General features: G+C 41.9%; 20 protein-coding genes. 12 read left to right on the top strand and 8 right to left on the bottom strand.

Going from position 1 to position 25,349, the window contains the following annotated elements; all coding sequences use genetic code 11:
• Positions 1-11: 11 nt before the first annotated feature.
• A complete protein-coding gene (locus tag ID12_RS08125) occupies positions 12-233 on the bottom strand; it encodes a YgaP family membrane protein (RefSeq protein WP_008344274.1) in 222 nt (73 codons plus the stop codon).
• A 125-nt stretch (positions 234-358) separates the two neighbouring features.
• Between ID12_RS08125 and ID12_RS08130 the strand changes: the two genes are divergently transcribed.
• Together ID12_RS08130 and ID12_RS08135 are read left to right on the top strand one after the other, a co-directional pair.
• On the top strand, positions 359-2,101 hold the full coding sequence (locus ID12_RS08130) for an adenine deaminase C-terminal domain-containing protein (RefSeq protein WP_007496880.1): 1,743 nt from the start codon (positions 359-361) through the stop codon (positions 2,099-2,101).
• Positions 2,102-2,633: 532 nt separating this feature from the next.
• A complete protein-coding gene (locus tag ID12_RS08135) occupies positions 2,634-2,948 on the top strand; it encodes a YerC/YecD family TrpR-related protein (RefSeq protein WP_007496879.1) in 315 nt (104 codons plus the stop codon).
• Positions 2,949-3,027: 79 nt separating this feature from the next.
• Here ID12_RS08135 and ID12_RS08140 read toward each other — a convergent pair whose 3' ends face one another.
• Positions 3,028-3,519, bottom strand: a complete 492-nt coding sequence (locus ID12_RS08140; protein ID WP_050827028.1) for a DUF3916 domain-containing protein — start codon at positions 3,517-3,519, stop codon at positions 3,028-3,030.
• An 18-nt stretch (positions 3,520-3,537) separates the two neighbouring features.
• Complete coding sequence (locus ID12_RS08145) at positions 3,538-5,118, bottom strand: FMN-binding glutamate synthase family protein (protein WP_050827029.1); 1,581 nt, start codon at positions 5,116-5,118, stop codon at positions 3,538-3,540.
• A 139-nt stretch (positions 5,119-5,257) separates the two neighbouring features.
• Between ID12_RS08145 and ID12_RS08150 the strand changes: the two genes are divergently transcribed.
• Positions 5,258-5,488 carry a hypothetical protein gene (locus tag ID12_RS08150; RefSeq protein ID WP_017366762.1) on the top strand — a complete coding sequence of 77 codons (231 nt, stop codon included), beginning with the start codon at positions 5,258-5,260 and terminating at the stop codon, positions 5,486-5,488.
• A gap of 1 nt (position 5,489) precedes the next feature.
• Here ID12_RS08150 and ID12_RS08155 read toward each other — a convergent pair whose 3' ends face one another.
• Positions 5,490-5,891 carry a DUF2283 domain-containing protein gene (locus ID12_RS08155; RefSeq protein WP_223255673.1) on the bottom strand — a complete coding sequence of 134 codons (402 nt, stop codon included), beginning with the start codon at positions 5,889-5,891 and terminating at the stop codon, positions 5,490-5,492.
• Positions 5,892-6,143: 252 nt separating this feature from the next.
• Here ID12_RS08155 and pcrB point away from each other — a divergent pair, with 252 nt between their 5' ends.
• From pcrB to ID12_RS08185, 5 genes are all read left to right on the top strand, one after another.
• Positions 6,144-6,836, top strand: a complete 693-nt coding sequence (gene pcrB, locus ID12_RS08160) for a heptaprenylglyceryl phosphate synthase (protein ID WP_008344257.1) — start codon at positions 6,144-6,146, stop codon at positions 6,834-6,836.
• Positions 6,837-6,893: 57 nt separating this feature from the next.
• The gene (gene pcrA, locus ID12_RS08165) at positions 6,894-9,116 is read left to right on the top strand and encodes a DNA helicase PcrA (protein WP_039962675.1); all 2,223 of its coding nucleotides are present in this window, start codon (positions 6,894-6,896) and stop codon (positions 9,114-9,116) included.
• Positions 9,117-9,160: 44 nt separating this feature from the next.
• The gene (gene ligA / locus ID12_RS08170; RefSeq protein ID WP_007496867.1) at positions 9,161-11,167 is read left to right on the top strand and encodes an NAD-dependent DNA ligase LigA; all 2,007 of its coding nucleotides are present in this window, start codon (positions 9,161-9,163) and stop codon (positions 11,165-11,167) included.
• A gap of 15 nt (positions 11,168-11,182) precedes the next feature.
• Positions 11,183-12,370: a CamS family sex pheromone protein gene (locus ID12_RS08175; RefSeq protein WP_050827031.1), complete on the top strand. Its 1,188-nt coding sequence runs from the start codon at positions 11,183-11,185 to the stop codon at positions 12,368-12,370.
• Between the two features lie 360 nt (positions 12,371-12,730).
• The gene (locus ID12_RS08185) at positions 12,731-13,738 is read left to right on the top strand and encodes a phosphotransferase enzyme family protein (protein WP_035703559.1); all 1,008 of its coding nucleotides are present in this window, start codon (positions 12,731-12,733) and stop codon (positions 13,736-13,738) included.
• A gap of 44 nt (positions 13,739-13,782) precedes the next feature.
• Here the strand turns inward: ID12_RS08185 and ID12_RS08190 are convergent, their stop codons facing one another.
• Together ID12_RS08190 and putP are read right to left on the bottom strand one after the other, a co-directional pair.
• Positions 13,783-14,475: an MgtC/SapB family protein gene (locus tag ID12_RS08190; protein ID WP_008344247.1), complete on the bottom strand. Its 693-nt coding sequence runs from the start codon at positions 14,473-14,475 to the stop codon at positions 13,783-13,785.
• 168 nt (positions 14,476-14,643) lie between these two features.
• Positions 14,644-16,125: a sodium/proline symporter PutP gene (gene putP, locus ID12_RS08195; protein ID WP_017359800.1), complete on the bottom strand. Its 1,482-nt coding sequence runs from the start codon at positions 16,123-16,125 to the stop codon at positions 14,644-14,646.
• A 423-nt stretch (positions 16,126-16,548) separates the two neighbouring features.
• On the opposite strand from putP, the gene gatC reads away from it, so the two are divergent.
• From gatC to gatB, 3 genes are read left to right on the top strand one after another with little or no spacing between them, the layout of a single operon-like run.
• The gene (gene gatC, locus ID12_RS08200) at positions 16,549-16,839 is read left to right on the top strand and encodes an Asp-tRNA(Asn)/Glu-tRNA(Gln) amidotransferase subunit GatC (RefSeq protein ID WP_003213898.1); all 291 of its coding nucleotides are present in this window, start codon (positions 16,549-16,551) and stop codon (positions 16,837-16,839) included.
• Positions 16,840-16,853: 14 nt separating this feature from the next.
• A complete protein-coding gene (gene gatA / locus ID12_RS08205; RefSeq protein ID WP_050827032.1) occupies positions 16,854-18,311 on the top strand; it encodes an Asp-tRNA(Asn)/Glu-tRNA(Gln) amidotransferase subunit GatA in 1,458 nt (485 codons plus the stop codon).
• Between the two features lie 13 nt (positions 18,312-18,324).
• Complete coding sequence (gene gatB, locus ID12_RS08210; protein ID WP_007496855.1) at positions 18,325-19,755, top strand: Asp-tRNA(Asn)/Glu-tRNA(Gln) amidotransferase subunit GatB; 1,431 nt, start codon at positions 18,325-18,327, stop codon at positions 19,753-19,755.
• A gap of 183 nt (positions 19,756-19,938) precedes the next feature.
• On the opposite strand, the gene ID12_RS08215 is transcribed toward gatB, so the two are convergent.
• Positions 19,939-20,784 carry a TetR/AcrR family transcriptional regulator gene (locus ID12_RS08215; protein ID WP_017359798.1) on the bottom strand — a complete coding sequence of 282 codons (846 nt, stop codon included), beginning with the start codon at positions 20,782-20,784 and terminating at the stop codon, positions 19,939-19,941.
• A gap of 131 nt (positions 20,785-20,915) precedes the next feature.
• Between ID12_RS08215 and ID12_RS08220 the strand changes: the two genes are divergently transcribed.
• Positions 20,916-24,134 (top strand): efflux RND transporter permease subunit, encoded by a 3,219-nt coding sequence (locus ID12_RS08220; RefSeq protein ID WP_050827033.1) that lies wholly within the window; start codon positions 20,916-20,918, stop codon positions 24,132-24,134.
• A 227-nt stretch (positions 24,135-24,361) separates the two neighbouring features.
• On the opposite strand, the gene ID12_RS08225 is transcribed toward ID12_RS08220, so the two are convergent.
• Complete coding sequence (locus ID12_RS08225; RefSeq protein ID WP_048002028.1) at positions 24,362-25,315, bottom strand: nucleoside hydrolase; 954 nt, start codon at positions 25,313-25,315, stop codon at positions 24,362-24,364.
• Between the last annotated feature and the right edge of the window lie 34 nt (positions 25,316-25,349).

The raw sequence follows: 25,349 nt of genomic DNA on the forward strand, positions 1-25,349 counted from the left end.
AAGAAGGCTGTCTACTCAGCCTTCTCTTTATGTGTATTCTGCTGTTCACACATATAGGTCACTGGACAAAAACGAAGAATACCAGAGCCCAATTTTAATCCGCCGAGCATGATGCCAAAAAGCAGCATTTTACTCCATGGTTTTCGAGCATATAAGGATCCAGCTACAGTACATATCGTCATTCCGCAGGCAATTCTCATGAGCGCTTCCATTAAGCCAAGATTAGGTTTCATTGCAAGTGATTCTCCTTTTTTAAATTATTTTAAGTGTGATTTCAAGAAATTGTAACGTTTCATTAATGCGTAACGTGGTTCGTTATGTTACGATAGGGCTAATACAAATGAAGGAGAGTATGTGAATGTCCGAACGTACTTTTAATTGGAGAAACAATGACATCCGCACACAAATCGATGTAGTCGACTCAAAAATAGTTCCAACACTCCTTTTAACGAATGGACTCGTGCTAAACCCGTTTTTGAAGCAATGGGTGAAGGCAAATATTTGGATACATGATGATCGAATTGTTTATGTCGGAGCAGAGCTTCCTCAAAATAAATCAGCTAAACGTGTGATTGATTGTGAAGGTAAATACATTGTGCCGGGGTATATTGAACCTCACGCGCATCCGTTCCATATTTATAATCCCCAATCACTTGCAGAATATGTGTCTCAATTTGGCACAACAACGATGGTCAGCGATAACTTATTTCTTCTTTTGCAAAGCAATGAAAAGAAAGCGCTTTCCACTCTATGCGAATTAAAAAAGCAGCCATTTCAGTACTTCTGGTGGTCCAGATACGATCTTCAAACCGAGGTCAGGTATGAAGATGAGATGCTCCCTATTAACTATCGGAAAGAATGGATTGATCATCCCGACGTCCTACAAGGCGGCGAATTAACGAGCTGGCCAAGATTAATGGACGGTGATGATCTCATTTTATATTGCATGCAAGAAACGAAGAAGCAGAGAAAACGAATTGAAGGGCATTTCCCTGGGGCTTCTGAGAAAACGCTAACAAAAATGAAGCTGTTTGGAGCGGACAGTGATCATGAAGCAATGAATGCAGACGATGTGCTCAAACGCTTGTCTCTTGGCTATCATGTGTCGTTGCGTCATTCTTCCATCCGCCCAGATTTAGTGAACATTTTAAGGGAATTGCATGAGCGTGACTTTAGGCACTACGATCACTTTTTCTATACAACAGATGGATCAGCGCCTCACTTTTATGAAGAAGGCATGATCAATCGTCTCATTTCCATTGCCCTTGAAGAAGGCGTGCCTACTATTGATGCGTACAATATGGCGACTTTTAACATTGCGAAATACTATCAAATTGATGACTTATTAGGCGTGGTCGGTCCTGGTCGATTGGCTTCTTTGAATATTTTAGATGATCCGATGAATCCAAATCCAGAAACGGTGATTTCTAAAGGGGTGATCCTTAAATTAGAGGGGGAGAACCAGCATCAATTCCAAGAGACAAAATGGGAAAATGGCGGGCTCGAACCATTAGATTTAAGCTATGACCTGACGATGAGTGACTTGCAATTCTCAATGCCGCTTGGTGTCAAAATGCGAAATGCTGTCATTATGGAGCCTTATACAGTGGAGATTGATAACTCTGTCAATCAGCTGTCCTGTGACCATGATCAAAGCTTCTTCAGTCTGATTGATCGAAAAGGCGAGTGGCGCGTGAACACAATGTTAAAAGGATTTGCAAACAAGGTGCAAGGATTTGTCAGCTCATTTTCAACCACTGGTGACATTTTAGTGATTGGGAAAAATAAAGATGATATGATGCTTGCTCATAAGCGAATGAAAGAAATTGGCGGGGGAATTGTGCTCGCAGAAAACGGAAAGATTTTGCATGAAATCCCGTTGCAATTATCAGGCTGTGCATCAGCTGAATCGTTTGAAACGGTTCTTCAGCAGGAGCAAACGTTACGCGAGCTACTCATTGAGCGCGGGTATCCATTTGACTGCCCGATTGATACACTTGTCTTTTTCCAAAGCACACACTTGCCGTATATTCGGGTGACACCAAGAGGAATATTTGATGTCATGAAAAAAACTGTACTCTTTCCGTCTATAATGCGTTAAAATATAACAGAGTGGAGCTGTATCATATTTGCTAGATTTCTGACCGCTGTTATAGGGCAGGAGTGAGCAATGGATCTCTTCGCTGCTAGATATGGTGACAAAGCATAGGGCTTTGACATGACGAATGAAGTGCCCAATTGTAAAATGAATCTGTCGGTTACGCTGGCCGACCAACATATTTTGAATAATTAAGCAAGGCGGGGCGCAGGTTTGTCGTCTCGCCAAGCTTTCTACACATACTGTTTTTTTAGGGAAAGACTTAACAGAGCAGAAGTGTTCTAGATATCGGAGGCAAACAAGTTTGTCAGATTGTCGCACAAGGAATATGACAAAACTTGTCGAATTTGTTTACGATAAAGAAGCTTCGGCTTACGAAAGAACCTGATGGCATTTTCAGCGTAGAACCAAACCTGTCATGATTCGTTCAAAGCTCATTGCTGAGGTTGAAAAAAATGAGTCAGGAAAGATACCGCTTTCTCGGAAAAGTCAGTGCGGAGCGGTGTGCCAATAGTAAAGGAGAAGATGTATAAAGATGCAAATTGATAAATTAAGGGGCAAAAGCTTAGATCAGCTATTCAACTCCATCTTATCCCTTAAAGACCTGGAAGAATGTTATCGATTTTTTGATGATTTGTGCACCATCAATGAAATCCAATCTTTATCACAGCGTCTTGAAGTAGCGCGTATGCTTCGCGAGGGAAATACGTATCATAAAATTGAGACGGAAACAGGTGCAAGTACAGCCACTATCTCACGTGTCAAACGCTGCTTGAACTACGGAAATGATGCCTATACGATGGCACTTGACCGCGTAGCAGAGCAACAAGCAACGGACGAAACAAAATAAAGCAGCTTTCACTGCAAACATTCTTTATGATTTGTCGTTTTGAAGTTGAACAAATAGAGCCATTTCATTTGAAATGGCTCTATTTGATGTCATCAAGTTCTCCCATAAACCATCGTTCACCTTCATAGGACACTTCATCGTCATCAGTGATTACTTCCTTAAAACCGATGGTTCGCATATTTTGTGCAACAGATAAATCCCATTCTTTTTGAATATTTCTCTGATCAGAAAGGGGAAGCCATGTCTGATACTCATCTTGTCTGTTGAAGAAATCTTTCACATAAGAAACCCCTTTAAACACAATAATTTGTGAATGCCATAATCCAGGCAGATCGACTGCGACCACGACACGATATATGTCCCCGTCGTTTGGTTTCAAATCAATGAGATGCTCAGCTCTATTCAATAGAGTTTGAATGCATAGACGTTTGATCTTTTTCGGTGTTCTGTTGGACGTCATAAAATCATAAGCCGCTGGTAGAGGCAGGTGCCAGTAGTCAGAAACATTCGCCGGAAACGACTGCGTATGTGCGTTCATTTCTTTTATGATCTGTTGAGTCTTTCGTTTCATACCGCGGACCTTTTCAAGCTAGACAGACTGCTCTGTGCCTGAGAACATAGGGACTTCACTTGTCTGGCCGTTTTCTTGTCTAAAAATAATATGTTTTTCGTTAAAATGAATAGGTGATTCAATTCCAGCTGCTGCGCATAAATTAAACAAACCTTCTCTAAGGGACAGGATATAATTGCAGACTCGGTATTTCTTTTCTTCAATGGATAAACCTTTTTGCAGCTTTGGATCTGTCGTGGCAACCCCAACAGGGCATTTATTTGTGTGGCATACTTGCGCCCGAATACAGCCAACCGAGAACATCAATCCTCGTGCGATATTCACAAAATCTGCTCCCATGGAAAGGGCAATGGCAATTTTATCAGGGGAGAGAAGTTTACCAGACGCAAACAGCTTGAGTTGATCTCGAACCGCATATTTTTTCAAAATTTGATGGACCATCGGTAGTGCGGTGAAAATGGGCAGGCCTGCGGAATCAGCCAGTTCATGAAAGGAAGCACCTGTGCCACCTTCTCCGCCATCCACTGTAATGAAATCAGGATGTTTTCCGCTTTTTTTCATATAGAGAGCAAGCTCCTCGATATCTTCTTTATGTCCAACAACTAGCTTGATTCCAACTGGTTTTCCACCGATGTTTCGCAGTTGTTCAATAAAATCAAGCATGTCAGGAATGGAGTCAAACATCTCGAACCGGTTCGGACTGTCAATGGATTGGTGTGGCGGCAGTTTACGGATTTGGGCAATTTCCTCTGTGACTTTTTCACCATCAATGTGTCCCCCGCGTGTTTTCGCCCCTTGTGCCAGCTTGAGTTCAAAGGCTTTTACCTCATCATGCTCACTTTTTTTCTTAAACTCTTCAAATGAAAATGCGCCATCCTCTGTTCGAACCCCAAATAAACCAGGCCCAATCTGGCAAATGATATCGGCGCCCCCTTTGAGATGGTAAGGCGAAAGCCCGCCTTCACCTGTGTTCATCCATGTGCCGCCAGCCATTTTTAAACCGGAGGATAGAGCCGTAATCGCCCGGTCGCCTAAGGAGCCGTAGCTCATGGCTGATTGACCGATCAATCCTTTGACGCGGAAAGGTTTTTGGCACGTATGTTCACCAATGATTTGTACATCTTCTTCATGGAGATAATAAGGTTTTGCTTCGACTTCTTTCGTGTGTTCACTTCTTCTCAGTAAATTGTCTTGATCGATCTGATACACTTTTGTTTGGATTTTTTCAGATTGATCGATGCGTAACTCATCTCGCTGCTTTGGAAATAGGACGTTGCGAATATAGTAACCAGGCTTGTCAAAATCACGTTTTGATCCAAAGCCCATTGTCCGGCTTTTGTACTTCCCAGACATGACAGCTTGCTCGTATTCTCTTCTTGAGAAAGGAAGCTCCTCTCGATCATTTAGAAACAGATATTGACGAAGCTCAGGTCCTATTTTTTCAAAAATAAACCGCAATTTTCCAATGACCGGATAATTTCGTAGGACAGAATGCTCTTCCTGTTTTTCATCTCGCATCCAAATCCAGATGAATAAAATGATTGGTATGATGAAAAAAATCACTAATAATGCGCCAATGACAATGAAAGTTGTTGTCACGAAAATCCCCTCTTTTCTCTATCATTACTGTTGTTATTCCACTTTTCATTGAAAGAGAAACCACTTCAACAGATTGTGACGTTTAGAAATGAAAAGGCGGGGTAACTTACAAATAAGATCATAAGGGGAGGGAACATACATGAATAAGCGTCCGAATGCGTATGTACTTGCAGGATTAGGGGTTGGTGGTGCCGTGTTATTAGCAGTGAAAAATAAACAGCATCTCAAAAAATGGGCAAGCATGTTCCGCTCAGATGAAAAGGTTCCTGAAAAAGCTGGTCACCCTGATCCGTTAGATATTCAAGACAACAAGATGGTCGATGAAGGGGCCATGACATCTGTTCATTATTTTAATGAAGTGAGACAATAGTTTAGAAAAACCGTTTTGACCATTCAAAACGGTTTTTTCTTGTCTTTTTTTTGATGTGATATCGAAGAGGATCGACAAGCGTAAAACCGATCAACCCTTCGTGATCAGGCGTCGAGAAAAGAAATTCAATGCCCGATAAATGATAGGTTGAGAGAACTTCCTGATCCGTAAAACGTAACGAAAGCTCGTCCTCATAAACGGGTGTGAGTTTCAACACCTTGGCTTCTTCTGCAAATAACTCCAGCCCAGCCACTCGGCCCTCTTTGTCGATGTCTACGTTCACACATTCATTCACGTCTAATTCAATGGTTTCTTTGATTGTCCCGATTCGAGGCGGGATGAGATAGATATATCCAATGCCGATCGTTTGATCATATGTGATGGTTCTTTTCAAATCATTCACCTGCTTGGTCGATAGTAAAATGTTCCTTTCATGTATAATATCATGTGATGAGATGAAGTAGCTCTCATTTCAGTTCAGCATCGATCTATTTATCTCCCTCAGCGCCTCTTGAATCATTCACCTCGCCTAAAATGAAAATCGACTATTTTCAAAAGAATGAAACTTTTAGCTGAAGGAGGTTACCCATTTTTTGCGGTGTCTGATTTTGTTATAATATTTAAATGGAATGAAACGAATGGAGGAACGTTTTTCATGTATGATGTTACCGAGTGGAAGCATGTCTTTAAACTCGATCCAAATAAAGAGATTTCCGATGAACAACTTGAAGCGATTTGTGAATCTGGTACGGATGCCATTTTAATTGGCGGCAGTGACAACGTGACAGAAGACAACGTGCTGCAACTGATGTCAAAGGTGCGCCGCTTTCTTGTGCCATGTGTCCTTGAAATCTCGACACATGAGATGATTGTGCCTGGCTTTGACCTGTATTTTATCCCCACTGTGTTAAACAGTGCTCATCCAGATTGGATTGTTGGTCTGCATAAGGATGCGATGAAGGAATACGGTGATTTGATGTCAATGGAAGAGATTGTGCCGGAAGGATATGTCATCTTAAACGAAGAGTGTAAAGCGGCTAAGCTGACAGAGGCAAATACGGCACTGGATATAGATGACGTAAGGGCTTATGCGAGAGTGGCAGAGCACTTGATGAAACTGCCCATCTTCTATTTAGAATACAGCGGAACGCTTGGAGATATAGAGCTTGTGAAAGAAACGAAAGCAGTGCTACATGAAACGGTTCTATTTTATGGCGGCGGTATTGAAAGCGAAGAGCAGGCGAAAGACTTTGCACAGCACGCAGACGTTGTCGTCGTGGGAAACGTCATTTATGACAATTTTAAAGAAGCGTTAAAGACAGTCGACGCAGTGAAAAAGTCATCATAGTCAAACAAGACGAAACGGGTTAAAATAGAACATAAGTTCGAATTGGCGGTGAATGAAATGAATGAAATATCGAATCATCTATTAGAAGGGCTGAATGACGCGCAGAAAGAAGCGGTCAAAGCAACAGACGGGCCGCTGCTACTGATGGCAGGAGCAGGTAGTGGAAAAACACGAGTGCTCACGCATCGAATTGCGTATTTAATGGCAGAAAAGCATGTGGCACCGTGGAATATTTTAGCGATTACCTTTACAAATAAAGCAGCAAGAGAAATGCGTGAGCGTGTACAAGCCATTTTAGGGCCTGGTGCGGATGACATTTGGATCTCTACGTTCCACAGCATGTGTGTACGCATTTTACGACGCGATATTGACCGTATTGGTGTGAATCGCAACTTTTCTATATTAGACACATCTGATCAGCTTTCAGTCATTAAGAACATTTTAAAAGAACGAAATATCGATCCTAAAAAGTTTGATCCACGTAGCATTTTAGGGTCAATCAGTAGTGCAAAAAACGAACTCATTGACGCAGAGGAATACGCAAAAACAGCCGGTGACTTTTACGATCAAGTCGTCAGCGACGTCTATACAGATTATCAAAAACGATTACTCAAAAACCAATCACTCGATTTTGATGATCTTATTATGATGACGATTCGTCTGTTTGAGCGGATACCTGAAGTATTAGAACACTATCAGCGAAAATTCCAATACATTCATGTCGATGAGTATCAGGATACAAACAGAGCGCAGTACATGCTTGTGAAACTGCTCGCGCAGCGTTTTCAAAATATATGTGTGGTCGGTGACTCGGATCAGTCTATCTATCGCTGGCGTGGAGCGGATATTACAAACATTCTTTCCTTTGAAAAAGATTATCCGTCCAGTGAAGTGATTTTGCTTGAGCAAAATTACAGATCGACCAAACGTATTCTGAATGCCGCAAACACGGTCATTCAAAACAATTCAAACCGTAAGCCGAAAAATCTTTGGACAGAAAATGATGAAGGAGCGAAGATTGCCTATTACCGTGCGGATAATGAATTCGGTGAAGGTCAATTTGTCGCTGGAAAGATTCATCAGCTTCATCAGAGCGGCAAGCGTAAATTATCTGATTTTGCGATCCTCTATCGAACGAACGCTCAGTCACGTGTCATAGAGGAAACGTTAATGAAGGCGAACATTCAATACAATATCGTCGGCGGTACGAAGTTCTATGACAGAAAAGAGATCAAGGACATTTTGGCATACTTACGCCTTGTGGCAAATCCAGATGACGATATTAGTTTTGCGCGCATTGTCAACGTACCAAAGCGTGGAATTGGGGCGACTTCTGTTGATAAAATTGCTGCATATGCAGAAATGAATGATCTTTCTATGTTTGAAGCACTTGGTCAGGTGGATTTCATTGGACTCAGTGCAAGAGCTGCCAATGCACTTGATGAGTTCAAGCAGCTCATTGATCAAATGACAAATATGCAGGATTATTTATCTGTCACAGAATTAACGGAAGAGATCCTAGAGAAAACAGGTTACCGTGAAGCGCTGAAGATCGAAAAAACGATTGAAGCACAAAGCCGCTTAGAAAATATTGACGAGTTTCTATCGGTCACCAAAAACTTTGAAGAACAAAATGAAGATAAATCACTTGTCACCTTCCTGACAGACCTCGCCCTTGTCGCAGACATTGATAAGCTAGATGAGGCTGAGGAAGAAGATCAGGATGCCGTCATTTTAATGACCCTCCACGCAGCAAAAGGACTTGAATTCCCCGTTGTGTTCTTAATGGGAATGGAGGAAGGCGTCTTCCCGCACAGCCGTTCATTAATGGAAGATGCTGAGATGGAAGAAGAGCGCCGTCTCGCTTACGTGGGGATCACACGGGCCGAAGAAGAGCTTTATTTATCAAGTGCGAAGATGAGAACGTTATTCGGCCGGACGAACATGAATCTGGAATCACGATTTATCAGAGAAATACCAGCTGATTTATTGGACAACCTAAATGAGAAAAAAGAAACGAAAACACCGTTTGGCCAAACGAGAGAAAGACCGCAAAGACGAGGGCCTGTCTCACGTCCACAAACGCAAACCATTCAAAACACAGGCGGCGGCAGCATTGGCTGGGCTGTCGGTGATAAAGCCGCTCATAAAAAATGGGGCGTTGGCACGGTTGTGAGTGTAAAAGGTAGTGGAGATAGTACAGAGCTTGATATTGCCTTCCCAAGCCCTACAGGCATTAAGCGTCTCCTTGCCGCATTTGCGCCAATCGAAAAGCAATAAACTGATAGGACTGACAAAACGGATGAAGTGAAAGGAAGAAGCAGATGGATAAAGAAGCAGCGAAACGCCGGATCGAGGAACTACACCAGATTTTGAATCAATACAACTACGAATATCACACACTGGATCGTCCAAGTGTTCCTGACGCTGAATATGATGCGCGGATGCGTGAGCTGATCTCTTTGGAGGAAGAATACCCTGATTTAAAAGCAGCGGATTCACCCTCTCAAAGAGTAGGAGGTGCTGTTTTAGACGCCTTCCAAAAAGTACGTCACGGTACACCGATGCTCAGTCTCGGCAATGCGTTTCATGAACAGGACCTTCTTGATTTTGACCGCCGGGTTCGTCAAGCAGTCGGTGACGACGTCGCTTACAATGTCGAGCTGAAAATTGACGGACTCGCTGTTTCTCTCCGTTATGAAAATGGCGTGTTTGTCCGGGGTGCCACGCGGGGTGATGGGACAACAGGTGAGGATATTACCGAGAACCTCAAAACCATTCGTTCCATCCCGCTCAAAATCAATCGGCCTCTGTCGATTGAAGTGAGAGGCGAGGCATTTATGCCAAAACCTTCTTTTGAAGCCCTTAACGAAAAAAGATTACAAAACGAAGAAGAGCCGTTTGCGAACCCGCGTAATGCGGCTGCTGGGTCACTTCGTCAGCTCGATACGAAAATTGCAGCGAAACGAAACCTTGATATCTTCGTCTACAGTATAGCGGAGCTTGATGAAATTGGTGTTGAAACGCAAAGCGCAGGACTTGATCTTCTCGATGAGCTTGGCTTTAAAACGAACAAAGAAAGACGGATGTGCCAAACCATTGAAGAAGTGATCGACCTCATTGAAACACTGAAAACAAAGCGTGCTGATTTCTCATACGAAATCGATGGCATTGTCATTAAAGTCAATTCATTGGCTCAGCAAGAAGAACTAGGCTTCACAGCAAAAAGTCCACGCTGGGCTGTTGCGTACAAATTTCCGGCCGAAGAAGTCGTGACGAAGCTGATTGATATTGAACTAAGTGTGGGGCGTACTGGCGTCATCACCCCAACAGCGATTCTTGAGCCTGTAAAAGTGGCAGGAACGACAGTGCAACGTGCTTCTCTTCATAATGAAGATTTGATCAAAGAGAAGGATATCCGCCTTTTTGATCAAGTGATTGTCAAAAAAGCGGGCGATATTATCCCAGAGGTTGCAGGGGTTCTTGTTGATCAGCGAACAGGAGAAGAAAAGCCGTTTCACATGCCGACTGAATGTCCAGAGTGTCATAGTGAGCTGGTCAGAATAGAAGGAGAAGTGGCGCTTCGGTGCATCAATCCACAATGCCCCGCCCAAATACGTGAAGGACTCATTCACTTTGTGTCTCGTAATGCGATGAATATTGATGGGCTAGGCGAGCGAGTCATTACACAACTTTTCAAAGAACAGCTTGTCTCTCGTGTATCAGACCTTTACCGTTTAACAAAAGAAGAGTTGATTCAGCTAGAACGAATGGGCGAAAAGTCAGTCGATAATTTACTGCGTTCGATCGAGCAATCGAAAGAAAACTCTCTTGAACGGTTATTATTTGGACTCGGTATTCGATTTATTGGTTCTAAAGCTGCGAAGACATTGGCCATGCACTTTGAGGATATCGATCAGTTAAAACAAGCGACGAAAGAGCAATTACTTGAAGTAGATGAAATTGGTGAAAAAATGGCCGATGCAGTTGTCACGTACTTTGAGAAAGAAGAAATTCTAGATCTGCTAAATGAACTAAAAGAACTTGGGGTCAATATGACCTACACAGGGCCAAAACCCGTGAAAGTAGAAGAAAGTGATTCCTACTTTGCAGGAAAAACGATTGTGCTGACGGGGAAATTAGAAGAAATGTCTCGTAATGATGCAAAGGCAGCGATCGAAGCATTAGGCGGCAAGTTAGCAGGTAGTGTAAGTAAAAAAACAGACTTAGTCATTGCCGGCGAAGCAGCTGGAAGTAAGCTGACAAAGGCAGAAGAACTCAATATTGAAATTTGGGACGAAGCCAAAATGCTCGAGGAGCTAAAGAAATAAGAGGAGTGTTTTCTATTGAAAAAGTTGCTATTGCTGCTGACAATGCTCACACTGGTATTGTCAGCGTGTGCACCTTTTGGGGGAAAGGATGAGGAAGAGGTCACACAAAAAACGGATGAAACGAAAGAAACAGCGATCATCCCAATGTACAACATCTCTGATTCCTATTACAAAATGGTGCTGCCGTTTAAACAAGGAGCGGCAAGAGGACTAACTGCAGAGCGTCTCAATACACGCTTAGACATTGATGAATTTGAAACAGGACTCATGCGCCTGGCAACAGAATCATTCAATACAAACGATTATCTATTCCAAGAAGGACAGCATTTAGATGAAGATACTGTTCTCAGCTGGCTTGCCCGCAAAAAAACAGGCAGTGATCTGAAAAAAGCTGAAAAAGAAGACAAAGACTTTAAGAACTTAGGCTTAAACCCTGCTCTTCCAAACTCAGGTTCAACAAAGTCAAAAAATGAAAATAGTCCAATCTACTTAGCTTCCATGCTAGAACATAATTACTTAATCAGAAAAGATAAAAATAGCTTACAGCTTGGCGGGGTTGTTATCGGTCTTGCGCTTAACTCTGTCTATTATTATCGCGAAAATATCGGAGATCCTCAGCAAGAGGTGACCATCGATTCATCGAAAAATTCAAAGAAACTTTTAGCAGAGGGCGAAAAAATTGCGGAACAAGTCATTAAACGAATTCGTCAAATGGACGGACTGCAAAAAGTCCCAGTCATGATTGCTCTTTATAAACAATCACCAAAATCATCTATTGTTCCAGGAAACTTCATCGCTAAAACTGATGTAAAAGCAGGATCAGCTGATATTGGCAGTTGGGATGCGATTAAAGAAGAGAATGTCTTCTTCCCTTCAGATAATGCCAAGAGCAGCTACAAAGATGATTCAGAGCGATTTGACCGCTTCAAGACAAAGGTAGAAGACTACTTCCCGAATTACACAGGTGTGGTAGGCAAAGGTTTCTATAAAAACGGGAACTTGCAAAAAATGAAAGTAGAAATTCCAATGCAATTCTACGGAAAAACAGAAGTCGTGGCATTCACGCAATACTTAACAGGTGAAGTCATGGATTACTATAAGAGCACCAATATAGAAATCAACATCACCTCTTCTGATCAGCAAGAAGCCCTCATCACAAAAAATGCTGAAGATAAAGAACCAACGGTCCATATATATGACTAAATAAAAACCGCCTTTTGGCGGTTTTTAGCGTGTAGACAAACCTCGCATTCTTTGTCAGTCCTGCGTGCTGGTGCTCACGAATGTGAAATTCGCTCCGCGCCAGTACTCGTCCTTCCTAGGGCTGCAAAGGTTTTCATCACGCTGAAAAGAAGACAAAGGGCTAAAATCAAGTTCATTTTCGCCCTTTGTCAACAATCTGAAAACCGCCTTTTGGCGGTTTTTTTATTTCTAATTAGAGGAATCTTTCAACTTTTGTCAAAGTATGTGAAGAAACCAAAAGGAAAGGCAGGTATGTTGATGCTCGTATAAATGCTGATTACCGTCATGTATAAGTAAAAAGACGATAAAAGGAGAATCAGCATGCATAAAGAAGTAAAAGCACGATACGATGAACAAATGGTCTTAAAGAAAGCGGCTCTACTCTATCATTTTCAGCCAGAACAGGTCACATTTCTAGCCGATGCAGAAAATTATGTGTATGAATATACGGATGAAAAAGGGTCGAGTTATATATTGAAAATCACCCATACCATTCGCCGCTCCCGCACATATATTCTAGGAGAAATGGACTGGATTCGGTATTTATCTCAACATGGAAGCTCAGTAGCTAAACCGGTTTTATCCGCAAGAGGAAAAGATGTTGAAGCGATTCCCGATCAAGCAGGAGGCGCTTTTTTGCTGAGAGTGTACGAAAAGGCGCCTGGCAGAAAAGTGACCGAAGCAGATTGGAATGGACAGTTGTTTCAAGCGTTAGGAGCCTATACAGGGCGTATGCATCAAACGACTAAACAATATCAAGTGAAAGATCCTCGCTATAAGCGTCAAGAGTGGTATGAGGAGGAGCAATTAAAGCTTGAAACGTATATTCCTTCTGATCAAACGGTTGTGTTGCAGCGAAAAGATGAACTGATGCAAAAGCTTCACCAGCTCCGAATATCCAAGGATGTCTATGGACTGGTGCATGCGGATTTACATCACGGGAACTTCCATTATCATCAGGGAGAAATCATTGCATTTGATTTTGATGATTGTGGGTATCACTGGTTTATCAACGATATGAGCATTTTGCTATACAACGTTCTTTGGTATCCGGTGATTCCGTATGAGGATAAAGCTGAATTTACGGGTGAATTTATGAGCCATTTTCTCAAAGGCTATCGACAGGAGAATGAGCTTGATGACGCATGGCTGGCGACAATACCAGATTTCCTTATGCTGCGTCATATGCTTATTTATGGGCTTTTACATCAAGCATTTGATCTCCGAACACTAAGCGCTGACGAAAGTGCCATGCTGGCGCGTTTTCGAAAGGAGATTGAGGACAAAACCCCAATTACGCCTTTTGACTTTCATCAGCTAACAACATAAATCAAAAGCCCCTTGCTGTTTGACATAGCAAGGGGCTTTTTATCCTACACTGTATCACACTTCACACCAACAACGCCTTCTAAATCTTTAATATCAAAGTACACATCGGTTGTATAGCGGTCTTTATGTACGCGAACACGTACTTCCATGATCGGATAGTCTTTTTCCTTTAAATCATCAATACGTACAGAATGAATCCGAATATTGAGTGCTTTCATTTCTTTTAAAATCTCTGTCATGCGGTTTCGATCAGAAAGTGACATTCTGATGCGGATTTCTTTTTCCTGTAAGCGAATGGGTCCAATCCGCTGGAAGAGCCAAGGTAAAAATTCCACACTGACAAGAATAAAGAAAAGACTGAGGAAGGCTTCTTTATAAAAACCTGCACCTGTTGCAACCCCAAGTCCTGCTGCTCCCCAAATCATCGCAGATGTCGTAAGACCTGAGATGACGTCATTGCTTTTGCGAAGAATCACACCTGCTCCAATAAAACCAACACCAGATATAATTTGCGCCGGTAACCTGAGTGGGTCCATTTGAAGCTTAGAGACTCGAGGGAAATTGTAGGCTGCATCAATGCTGATGATGGTTAATACGCAGGAGCTGACAGCAATGACAATACACGTTTTTAGCCCAAGCGGCTTTTTCTTAAGTTCGCGTTCAAGACCGATGATCAAACCGATTAAGGTGGCAACGGCTAATTTCAAGACCGTATCCCATTCAATTGTCCAAAACATGCGTATCGCTCCTTTCACTTCATGTACGTTTCACATCATGTATATGATCTTCTCACAGCCCATATGGCTGCACAACTTCTATTTTATTCAGAAACGGGAGAAAGAAAAGCATTTTATTTAAAAATAAAGAGAGTCATCCGCATAATGCAGATGACTCCTCATGTCTGGTTATTTTGTTTCTTCTTCGAGATGGTCTTCCATTTTGTTAAATAGCTGCTTTGATGCTTTTGTCGGTTTACTTGTCATTAAGCTCACAACAATTGCGGCTAAGCCACTTAACGTAAAGCCAGGAATCATTTCATAGATACCTGTTGAATGGTTGAGACCTGTCGTGATCCATGTAAGAACCACAACGGCACCCACAATCATTCCGACAAGTGCACCGTGATGATTCATTCGTTTCCAGTATAGGCAAAGCAAGATGACTGGACCGAATGAAGAACCAAATCCTGCCCAAGCATAACCGACGAGGTCAAGAATGGTGTCGCTTGGGTTTAGAGATAGACAAAGAGCAATAATCGCAACAACGAGTACAGACATACGACCAATCATCACAAGCTCTTTATCTGAGGCTTTCTTTCTAAAAAACGTTCTGTATAAATCCTCTGTCATGGCACTTGCTGTCACAAGCAGCTGAGAAGAAATTGAACTCATAATGGCTGCTAAAATGGCAGAAAGTAAGAATCCAGTAATGTAAGGATGGAACAATACTTTAGAAAAGACGATAAAGATCGTTTCAGGATCAGCAAGGTTCATACCCGTTTCATGTACGTATGCGACACCAACTAAACCAACAGATAGTGAACCAATGACAGAGATAATCATCCAGCTCATTCCGATTCGGCGTGCTGGTTTTAAATCTTTTACGGACGTAATCGCCATAAAACGTACGATAATATGAGGCTGTCCAAAGTAACCTAATCCCCAAGCGAGGAAGGAAATAATGCCAATGACGCTCGTTCCTCTAAAAATATCAAGCAATTTAGGGTCAATCTGTTGAATATCATTGAATGTGGCAACAGGTCCACCTAATTGAGTAAAGGCAACGATCGGCACGAGCACTAATGCTAAAAACATAATAGCTCCTTGGACAAAGTCCGTTAAGCTCACTGCTAGAAATCCACCGAACAGTGTATACAAAATCACGATACTTGATGTCAATATCAGACCAAACATGTAGTGAGCACCGAATGCTGACTCAAATAAACGTCCGCCTGATACCATCCCAGATGATGTATACAACGTAAAGAAGATTAAAATGATGACGGCTGAAACTGCTTTTAATAAAGCAGATGATCCTTTGAATCGTTTGTCAAAGAAATCAGGAATCGTAATGGCATCATCAGCAATTTCTGTATAAGAACGTAAACGAGGTGCAAGAATTAAATAGTTCAAATAAGCACCGACAATTAAACCAATTGCAAGCCAGGTTGTCGATAAACCTGTTTTATACATTTCACCTGGTACACCCATCAGCATCCAACCACTCATATCCGCAGCACCTGCTGATAGAGCTGTAACGAATGGACCAAGACCTCGTCCACCAAGCATATAATCATTTAAATCATGTGTTTTCCTAAACGCATACCAACCAATGGCAAGCATCCCGATAAAATAGATAGATAAGGAAATCGTAACTTCAATACTCATTTTGTTTTCTCACCTTTTTCGTATTAATTTGACATCACCTCAATCAAAATATACAGAAGTGCTAGACAGAAATGACATTTCACTGCCCTGCTCACTGCTATGGTTACTTAACCTATCAGAGTATTCCCAAGTGATCAACCTTCTTAAACATCTTTATCTTTAAGAAAAAATGCACGGATCGGTGATAAGCTTCTATATGTATGCGTTTACAAAAATAAACTAAAGTAAAAATTTTCTGAAAAATAAAAAGTCACCTTGATGAATATTTTAGACACTGGCTACACCACAATGACATATTAGTGGACAAAGCCTTTCTAGGCGTCCTCGTAAAGTTGCTTTAGAACAGTAAAATTTGATATGATAAAGTGTATATGACTTATGATCATGACCACGAACACGTATCATTTTTGGAGGTGAACCTGCATGTCAAGAATTTCAATAGAAGAAGTAAAGCATGTTGCGCATTTGGCACGGCTTGCAATTACAGAAGAAGAAGCTGAGATGTTTACAGAACAGCTTGATAGCATCATTTCATTTGCAGAGCAGTTAAACGAGGTAGATACGGAAAACGTTGAACCAACAACACACGTATTAAAAATGAAAAACGTCATGAGAGAAGATGTTCCGAATAAAGGTCTTTCCATTGAGGCAGTCATTAAAAACGCGCCTGATCATAAAGACGGCTATATTCGTGTGCCATCAATTTTGGACTAAAGGAGGCCTGAGGCATGTCACTGTTTGACCACAAAATTTCTGAATTAAAAGAGCTTTTACATAAAAAGGAACTGTCTGTTTCTGATTTAGTGGACGAGTCTTATAAACGAATCCATGAAGTAGACGGGAAAGTACAAGCATTCCTAGCGCTGGACGAAGAGAAAGCACGTGCGTACGCAAAAGAATTGGACGAGGCCGTTGGTGAAAAGGACGAGCTTGGTCTATTGTTCGGTATGCCGATCGGTGTCAAAGATAACATCGTGACGAAAGATTTACGTACAACGGCATCAAGTAAAATCTTGCAAAACTTCGATCCTATTTACGATGCAACCGTTGTGAACCGCTTAAGAGAAGTGGAAGCTGTCACAATCGGTAAATTAAACATGGACGAATTTGCGATGGGATCTTCTACGGAGAACTCGGGCTTCAAAGCAACGAAAAACCCGTGGAATTTAAACACCGTTCCAGGTGGGTCAAGTGGTGGATCAGCAGCATCTGTTGCAGCTGGAGAAGTACCATTCTCTCTTGGATCAGATACAGGCGGCTCCATTCGTCAGCCGGCATCATTCTGTGGTGTTGTTGGTCTTAAACCAACGTATGGCCGTGTATCTAGATACGGTTTAATCGCATTTGCTTCATCATTAGATCAAATTGGGCCGATTACGCGTAATGTTGAGGACAATGCATATGTTCTTCAAGCGATTTCTGGTGTTGATCAAATGGACGCAACGAGTGCAAATGTCGATGTCCCAGATTTTCTTTCTTCATTAACTGGCGACATCAAAGGCTTGAAAATCGCTGTGCCAAAAGAATATCTTGGCGAAGGTGTTGGCGAAGAAGCAAAAGAGTCTGTTCTTCAAGCGTTGAAAGTATTAGAAGGACTTGGTGCCACATGGGAAGAAGTGTCTCTTCCGCATTCTAAATATGCGCTTGCGACTTACTACTTGCTTTCATCTTCAGAAGCATCTGCAAACCTTGCGCGTTTTGACGGTATTCGCTATGGCTACCGTACAGACAATGCAGACAACCTGATTGATTTATATAAAAATACCCGTTCTGAAGGCTTTGGAGACGAAGTCAAACGCCGCATCATGCTAGGCACATTCGCTCTAAGCTCAGGATATTACGATGCATACTATAAAAAGGCACAAAAAGTCCGTACGCTGATCAAAAAAGACTTTGAAGATGTTTTTGAAAAGTATGATGTCATTGTAGGACCAACAACACCAACTCCGGCATTTAACATTGGTGAAAAGACAAGCGATCCACTCACGATGTATGCAAACGACATTTTAACGATCCCTGTTAACCTTGCAGGCGTTCCAGGAATCAGTGTGCCTTGTGGATTTGCAAATGGTCTTCCGTTAGGACTGCAAATCATCGGTAAACACTTTGATGAAGGAACCGTTTACCGCGTGGCTCACGCTTTCGAACAAGCAACAGATCATCATAAAGCAAAACCTGAACTGTAAGGGGTGAATCAGAATGAACTTTGAAACGGTAATTGGACTTGAAGTCCACGTAGAGCTCAAAACACAATCAAAAATTTTCTCAAGCTCACCGACGCCTTTTGGTGCGGCTGCCAATACGCAAACAAGTGTCATCGATCTTGGTTATCCTGGCGTACTGCCTGTGCTGAACAAAGAAGCGGTGAACTTTGCGATGAAAGCAGCAATGGCACTGAACTGTGAGATTGCAACTGATACAAAATTTGACCGTAAAAACTATTTCTATCCTGATAACCCAAAGGCGTATCAAATTTCTCAATTTGATAAACCGATCGGTGAAAACGGCTGGATTGAAATTGAAGTAGACGGCAAAACAAAACGAATTGGTATTACACGTCTTCATTTGGAAGAGGATGCAGGAAAACTGACGCACACAGGCGACGGTTATTCACTCGTCGATTTCAACCGTCAAGGTACACCACTTGTTGAAATCGTATCTGAGCCTGACATTCGTACGCCAGAAGAAGCGTATGCTTACTTAGAAAAATTAAAATCCATTATTCAATATACAGGCGTCTCTGACTGTAAGATGGAAGAAGGCTCACTTCGTTGTGATGCCAACATTTCTCTTCGTCCGATCGGCCGTGAAGAGTTTGGAACGAAAACAGAGCTGAAGAACTTAAACTCATTTGCTTTCGTCCAAAAAGGTCTTGAGTTCGAAGAAAAACGTCAAGAGCAAGTATTGCTTTCTGGCGGCTTGATCGAACAAGAAACTCGCCGCTATGACGAGGCGTCTAAAAAGACGATCCTCATGCGTGTCAAAGAAGGTTCTGATGATTACCGTTACTTCCCAGAACCAGATTTGGTGGAGCTGTATATTGATGACGAGTGGAAAGAACGTGTAAGAGCATCCATTCCAGAGCTTCCAGACGAGCGCCGCAAACGCTACATTGATGAACTAGGACTTCCTGCATATGACGCAATGGTACTGACGCTGACAAAAGAAATGTCTGATTTCTTTGAAGCGACCATTTCAGAAGGTGCTGAAGCGAAGCAAGCATCAAACTGGCTCATGGGTGAAGTATCTGCCTACTTGAACTCGGCTCAAAAAGAGCTGGAAGATACGAAGCTAACGCCTCAAGGACTGGCTGGCATGATCAAGCTTATCGAAAAAGGAACGATTTCTTCTAAGATTGCCAAAAAGGTATTCAAAGAACTTATCGAAAATGGGGGCGACGCAGAAACAATCGTCAAAGAAAAAGGACTTGTCCAAATTTCTGACGAAGGTGCACTGCTCAAACTTGTCACAGAAGCTCTTGATAACAATCCGCAATCCATTGAAGACTTCAAAAATGGAAAAGACCGCGCAATTGGTTTCTTAGTCGGACAAATCATGAAAGCATCGAAGGGACAAGCAAACCCACCGATGGTCAACAAGATTCTTCTCGAAGAAATCAAAAAACGATAAATCGCAAAAACCGCCTCATGGAAGAGGCGGTTTTTTTGTTGATGGATAATGACAGGGTCTTATCACAGATTCAGACCACCGCCGTATATCAATTCATTGGTTCTTTTTTTATAATGAAGCATAAGCTTTAGCACATATTCGAAGGGGATAAAGGTGAACTAAAGTGAACATCGCCACGTATTGTCATTGGAGGAATAGCTTCAATTGTTCCACAGCTCTTTGGACAGCGGAGTCCTCACACGTTTCTAAATTTGTCAGCATCCCTTGAATGACCGGCTTGCGCGGCTCATCTTTGGCCAATTCTTCTTCAATAACTTCAATGGATACAAGGGTATCATCCGAAAGCAGATGCTCAGATTTTAACAATCGAAGCTCTTCTTGAAGAGTAGCGGCATTTGGCGCTTCATCATCCCAAATGTTTTGCTTTAGAATCGGCTTCGCATGAGAACGGAGAAGCCCATGCACCAAATCATCAAATCGGTCGAGAATAAAGGATGAGAGCTCATCACATGATAATTGCATCTGATCTTGCAAAAGCAGTACTTGCACATAAGATTGGATGATTCCTTGAATCATGACTGACAGGTCAGTTATATATGGTTCGATCTCCTGTCCATACGTGGTCAAAATAGAAATTTGGATTTCATCATTCATCTGCTTTTTAACCGTTTTGGAATACTTTTTAATTTGCTGATTTTCCGGAATAATGTTCTCGCTGAGGATCAAAATGATAAAATCCTTGTTCTCAGCAAAGTGCTGGAACTGTTCAGCGATTTGTTTCTGAAAGATATCTCTAGGCGCAAGATGTTGATTTTCTTTTCGAATCTTTTCAATACTTTGCATAGACGTGTCGATATAATATTCAAACGCTCTGTTGAAAAGCTGTTCTTTTGATTTGAAATGCAAATAAAATGCACCTTTAGAAATTCCGCATTCATCTGCAATTTCCTGAATGGTCGTAGAAGAAAAACCTTTTTTCGCAAACAACTGAATGCTTGCTTTAATGATTTTTTCTTTTTTTTCGTTCATGAAATAAGGCCCCTTCAGCTTTAGAATGTTACGTCAAACGCAAGTGAAATGGTTGACGGCATTGTATATCACCGTTTATTATGATATAGAATGACCAGTCAGTCAATACATAAAGGAAAATGGAGGACATAATGAATTCGATCATCAATTTTGTATTAAAGAACAAGTTCGCTGTATGGCTCATGACGATTATCGTAACAGTTGCTGGTCTATATGCCGGATTGAATATGAAACAAGAATCAATCCCGAATATCAACACTCCAGTCATTACGGTTTCTACAACGTATCCTGGCGCAACGCCGGACGAAGTATCAGATAAGGTGACAGATCCAATTGAGAAGTCGATACAAAATCTCAATGGGGTGAATGTGGTCACTTCTAATTCTTTTGAAAATGCCTCATCGATTCAAATCGAGTACGATTACAATAAAGATATGGATGAAGCAAAGAAGGAAATTGAAGATGCCATTAGCAATATCAATTTTCCAGAAAATGCAGAAAAACCAAAAATCACACGTTTTAGCATCAATGCGATTCCAATCTTAGCTCTAAGTGTCTCCGGTGATAAAGAATCATTACAAGACCTGACACAAAAAGTGGAAAATGACCTTATTCCTTCTCTTCAAAGCTTAGAGGGTGTCTCGTCTGTCGAAGCTTCTGGACAACAAATCAAAGAAGTAGAATTTTCTTTTAAACAAAAGAAATTGAAGGAATATGGTTTAGATGAAGAAACTGTCCAAAACATGATCAAAGGCTCTGATGTCAATGTACCTTTAGGGTTATACACATTTGGCAACAAGCAAAAATCAGTCGTAGTGGATGGCAATATTTTAAGTGTTAAAGATTTGAAAAACATGCGAATTCCTGTCACACCAAGTGCAAGCGGCGGTGCGGGAAGCGCAGGAGCTGGTGCATCTGCTAGCGGCTCAGGAAATGCAGGTGCTCAAGGTACCGATCAACAGGCTGGAAGTGCAAGTCAGCAGCAAGCAGCAGCTCAGCAACAAACTGGTGCAGCAAGCGGTCAATCTGTAGAACTGCCGACGATCAAACTTTCTGAGATAGCAGATATTAAAGTCGTGAAAGATGCAGAATCGATTTCTAGAACGAACGGAAAAGACAGTATCGGTTTGCAAATTGTCAAAGGCTCTGATGCCAACACAGTGAGTGTAGCAGAAGCAGTCACAAAAGAACTTGAAACATTCAAAAAAGACAATAAAGGAATCAAAGTCAGCACGACATATGATCAAGCAGAGCCGATTAAAGAATCTGTCAGCACAATGCTGAACAAGGCGATCATCGGAGCAATCTTTGCGATCATTATCATCATGTTGTTCCTTCGAGATATCAAATCAACATTAATTTCGGTCATCTCCATTCCGTTATCCCTGTTGATTGCTGTTTTATTATTAAATCAGCTCGATATCACATTAAATATCATGACACTCGGTGCCATGACAGTCGCCATTGGACGTGTTGTCGATGACTCGATTGTTGTCATAGAAAACATCTATCGACGAATGGCGTTAAAAGATGAACCGTTAAAAGGCAAAGCACTCGTTAGAGAAGCCACAAAAGAAATGTTTATTCCGATTATGTCTTCGACGATTGTCACAATTGCGGTATTCTTGCCATTAGCGCTAGTGGGTGGAATGATTGGTGAACTATTCATCCCGTTTGCATTAACCATTGTGTTTGCTCTAATGGCTTCACTACTTGTCGCCATTACAATCGTTCCAATGATGGCTCACAGCCTATTTAAAAAGAACCTGTATGGCAAAGCGAAAAAGGTGAAAGAACACAAACCAAGCAAACTTGCTGGTGGTTATAGACGTGTACTCAATTGGACATTGAACCATAAATGGATCACGTCAGGAATTGCGATTCTGATGCTGGTCGGAAGCTTATTCCTCGCACCACTTGTCGGTGTCAGCTTCTTACCACAGGAAGCAGAAAAAACGGCAATGGTGACATACACGCCAGAGCCTGGACAAACAAGAGAACAAGCCATTGCTGAAACGAAAAAGGCAGAAGATTACTTAATGAAACGTGATCATGTCAATACAGTTCAATATTCATTAGGCTCTTCAAATGCAATGACAGCAAGTGTTGGCGGAAATTCTAACGGTGCATTATTCTTCGTACAATACGACGAGGACACACCGAACTTTGATAAAGAAAAAGATCGTATGGTTAAAGCCCTTCAAGACAAAACGTCTAAAGGGGAATGGAAATCACAAGACTTCTCATCTGCTGGCGCAAGCAATACAGTGACGTACTATGTGTACGGTGACAAAGCAAGTGATATTGAAGGCACAGTCAAAGATGTCGAGAACATTTTAAAAGATGAAAAGAACTTGAAAAACGTCAGCACAAGCTTATCTGAGAAATATGACGAATATACGTTTAATGCAGATCAAGAAAAACTGGCGAAACTAGGCTTAACCGCTTCACAAATCGCACAGGCGATCGCTCCTCAAAGTAATGAAACAACGTTGACGAAAGTAACAGAGGACGGCAAAGAACTAGATGTGAAGCTTCAAACGGAAAAAGATGAATACAAGAGTAAAAAAGATCTAGAGAATAAAAAGATCACAACATCAACAGGACAACAAGTCCGAATTGGCGATGTGGTGAAAGTGAAAGATGGCACAACAGCAAACACTGTGACAAAGCGTGATGGGAAGATTTACGCTGAAGTATCTGGTGACATGACAACAGACGACGTATCAAGTGTGACACAAGATGTCCAGAAGAAAGTTGACAAGCTTGATTTAAAATCTGGCGTTACGATTGATACAGGCGGTGTAAGTGCGGATATTGAGGAATCCTTTACACAGCTAGGACTCGCAATGCTTGCAGCGATTGCGATTGTATACCTCGTTCTCGTCATTACATTTGGCGGAGGTCTTGCACCATTTGCGATTCTGTTCTCACTTCCATTTACAGTTATTGGTGCACTCGTTGGATTGTTTGTAGCGAAAGAAACCATCAGTTTAAATGCCATGATTGGATTGCTGATGCTAATCGGAATCGTTGTAACAAATGCCATTGTCTTGATTGACCGAGTGATTCATAAAGAAAAAGAAGGCCTTTCAACAAGAGAAGCTTTACTTGAAGCAGGTACAACAAGATTACGCCCAATCTTAATGACGGCACTTGCGACAATTGGTGCATTGCTGCCACTCGCATTAGGTTTTGAAGGCGGAAGTCAGATCGTATCAAAAGGACTTGGCGTCACCGTTATTGGCGGTTTAACAAGTTCTACACTTCTCACATTGGTCATCGTGCCAATCGTGTATGAAATCTTAAGCAAGTTTAGACGTAAGAAAAAGTACGCTGAAGAAGAGTAAGAGGAAGCCCCGCTCATGAGCGGGGCTTTCAGCGTGTAGACAAACCCTCGCATTCTTTGTCAGTCCTGCGTGCCGGTGCTCACGAATGTCAAATTCGCTCCGCGCCGGTACTCGTCCTTCCTAGAATTCAAAGGTTTTCTATCACGCTGAAAAGAAGACACAGGGCTAAAAAAGTACATTTTAGTCCTTTGTCAACAATCTGAGCCCCGCTAATAAGCGGGGCTTTTTTATGATGAAATCTGACAAACCGCTTTTCTCATCAGCTCTTCAAATGCCTCGAAAAAGGCATCCCGATCGACGTGGTCAATGACTTGAATCAATTTTCCATCTGGATGTTCTTCAGTACGTCCTTGTCTTGGTGTTTCGGTATAAACAATTGCATTCATTTCTTTTGAACGGGTAAATGAGGTGGATGCAAGAGTGATCGTTGTCAGCACATCCCATAAGTAGTAAGTCGAGTTCGTTTCGTGATGAATGAGAGGCGGACAAAAGGCATAACATTGTCCAATAAAGTCAATCCCGATGTGAGAGCGAAGGGAAGCCCATCGTTGACGGACATCGAGTGTGAGCGGAACCTGATTTGTACTTTCCAGTGCGACCATTTCAATTGGAAAACGCTCTTGAAATACGGTGCTCACAGCATAAGGGTCCCAAAAAGCATTCCATTCTGCTGTTCCATCATGCTCTGGTTCTTCGACATTGCCTTTTTCAAGGAATGTGCCGCCCATCCACACCAGTTTCTCAATTTTATTTGAGATGGAAGGATCTTCTTCTAACGCGCGTGCAAGGTCTGTAAGCGGTCCTGTAAAGAGCAGCGTAACAGGTTCGGTTGACTTTTTCACCGTTTCAATCAGGTGAAGATGTGCAGGAAGCTTAGATACTTTTGTATCAACAGCGCCTTTTTCATTTAAAATCGGCAAAGCATCTACATAAAAAGCATGCATACGCCATTCCTTTGGAAATGGATTGACACCTCTAGAATTGGAAGCGGCTACTTCAATCTCATATGGGCTAAAACGATCAATAATTTTCTGAGAAGCGCTCAGCGCAGGCTCTAAATAACAATCAGCAGGAATCACAGACATCCCGATCACTTTCAGGTGTTCCATTTGAAGAAGTAGAAATAAGGACACAAGATCATCAACACCGCCGTCATGGTTGAAATAGACAGGCTTTTTCATGGCATACCATCCTTTTCATCGTTTTCTTTTATCT

Source organism: Bacillus altitudinis (assembly GCF_001191605.1).
In the GTDB taxonomy this organism is placed as follows: Bacteria; Bacillota; Bacilli; order Bacillales; family Bacillaceae; genus Bacillus; species Bacillus altitudinis.